General features: G+C 45.2%; 2 protein-coding genes. Both read right to left on the bottom strand.

Features of this window, described 5'->3' with window-relative positions:
• Positions 1-137 precede the first annotated feature (137 nt).
• On the bottom strand, positions 138-1,286 hold the full coding sequence (gene nagA / locus FHQ30_RS11310; protein WP_139612090.1) for an N-acetylglucosamine-6-phosphate deacetylase: 1,149 nt from the start codon (positions 1,284-1,286) through the stop codon (positions 138-140).
• Between the two features lie 9 nt (positions 1,287-1,295).
• A complete protein-coding gene (gene nagB / locus FHQ30_RS11305; RefSeq protein WP_139612089.1) occupies positions 1,296-2,099 on the bottom strand; it encodes a glucosamine-6-phosphate deaminase in 804 nt (267 codons plus the stop codon).
• Positions 2,100-2,190 lie beyond the last annotated feature (91 nt).

Raw genomic sequence — 2,190 nt, 5'->3', positions numbered from 1 at the left:
TGCAAAACAAAAGAGTGGCAAAAAAGAGTCTATAGCTCAAATTATAAACAAAGATCAACAGACCCTAATCTTTATCATGTTAAAAAGTGCGGTAGCCAAATAGCATACCGCACTTTTGCACTGCTAAATCCGTTGTTTTAATAGTGGTGCAATACGCCATTGACTGCGGTAGCAGACACTTGGAAACGGTGATCGAACACGGTAAGATTTGCCACTTTGCCGACTTCAATTGATCCCAAAGTGCGGTCAACGCCAATCGCGCGCGCCGGATACAGCGAACACATTCGCAGCGCTTCAAGCAAGTCGATGCCGACCTGTTCCACTAAATTTTGCAACGATTCAATCATGGTAATCGCCGAGCCGCCAAGGCTGCCGGTTTTTTCGTCGTAGCATTTTCCGTCTTTGACAATCACTTTGGTACCGACAAAATCAAACCATTCGATATCAGCACCGGCAGCAGCGGTTGCATCGGTTACCACCACCAATTTTTCGCCTTTAATCTGCTTGGCAAAGCGAATATTCGACCAAGTGACATGCAGCCCGTCCACGATAATACCGGTATAAATATCCGACTCCAGCACTGCACCGACCACGCCCATATCACGTCCGGAACTGATTGGCGACATGGCATTGTGCAGATGGGTGGCAAAACCAATGCCTTCATCAATCCGCTTTTTCGCCAGCTCATAATTGGCATTGGAATGTCCGATCGATACCAAAATTCCGCTGTCGCTAAAGCGTTGCACATACTGAGCGGCTTCATTTTCTGCCGCAATCGTCAGTTTGGTGATCACATCGCCGTTAGCACATAAAAATTCCAGCATTTCCGGGGAGATTTGGCGGATATACTGCGGACGGTGCACCCCTTTTTTCTCAAGACTCAGGTAAGGGCCTTCTAAATGCAATCCCAACGCCTGATTGGCATTGTTGCTGTCTTGCAAATACTCGCGCATCACCGCAACCGCACTTTTCATGCCTTCATCTGGCGCAGTGATAAAGGTCGGCAGATAGCTGGTACAGCCGTAACGCATATTGGTTTGCTGCATGGTGTACAAGGTTTCAACGGTGGTATCCAAATTGAACATCACTCCACCGGCACCATTTAATTGCAGATCGATAAAACCAGCGCTCAGGTTTTTCCCAGCCAAATCAACGCGCTCAATCTCAGCAGGAAGATCTTGTTCCGGCACTATCGCTTCAATCAATTCATTATTAACAATCACCGCATGTTGATACAGTGCTTTGTCTGTCGTGTAAATCACGCCGTTGGTTAACGCATAACGCATCATTTCCCCTTATGCCACACTGGCAATTTCAGCCGCTTCCAAATTGGTAAAATACTTGACGGTTTTGACTTTCAGCTCTTGCGTTGCCGGTTCGTCGCACACCAAAATTGCTTTAGTGTGCATTTGCAGCGCACTAATCGTCCATAAGTGATTGACACAACCTTCGACCCCGGCTTGCAATGCCAATGCCTTGTTGTGACCTGTTGCCAAAATCAGCACTTCTTCTGCATCCAACAAGGTCGCAACGCCAATCGTCAAGGCATATTTCGGCACTTTAGCCAGATCATTATCAAAGAAGCGCGAGTTGGCAATCAGTGTATCTTCGGTCAAGGTTTTAATCCGCGTTCTGGAACTCAGCGATGATCCCGGTTCGTTAAACGCAATATGACCATCACTGCCGACACCGCCCATAAACAGGTGAATTTTGCCGTAGGAACGAATTTTTTCTTCATATAAACGACATTCTACATCATGATCCGGTGTGTTACCGTTCAAAATATTGACATTTTCCGCCTGCACATCCACATGGTTGAAAAAATTCTGCCACATAAATGTGTGATAGCTTTGTTCGTGATCCTGTGGCAGCCCGACATATTCGTCCATATTGAACGTGACCACGTTTTTAAAACTCACTTTTCCTTGCTGATACAGTTTGATCAATTCTTTATAGGTTTGCAGCGGCGTACTCCCTGTCGGCAGCCCCAACACAAACGGCTTTTCTGCTGTCGGTTGAAATTCATTGATCTTTTTTACAATATAACTAGCTGCCCAACGGCTGACCTGTACAGCATTTTTCAATGGAATTAGTCTCATGTTGTTCTCCCTTACATCATCTATTAATTATCGCGATTAAATTAAACAGTCTATAAAACTGAATCAATTTAATCATTTTTTTTAATGAAAA

Source organism: Testudinibacter sp. 'clade 2', assembly GCF_006227735.1.
In the GTDB taxonomy this organism is placed as follows: Bacteria; Pseudomonadota; Gammaproteobacteria; order Enterobacterales; family Pasteurellaceae; genus Chelonobacter.
The sequence above is the reverse complement of the archived record's forward strand: the minus strand, read 5'-3'. Positions and strand labels throughout refer to the sequence as shown.

What these genes read in the sequence shown, in the direction of transcription:
- nagB (WP_139612089.1), bottom strand. Translation starts at nt 2,099, where the DNA reads ATGAGACTAATTCCATTGAAAAATGCTGTACAGGTCAGCCGTTGGGCA.
- nagA (WP_139612090.1), bottom strand. Translation starts at nt 1,286, where the DNA reads ATGCGTTATGCGTTAACCAACGGCGTGATTTACACGACAGACAAAGCA.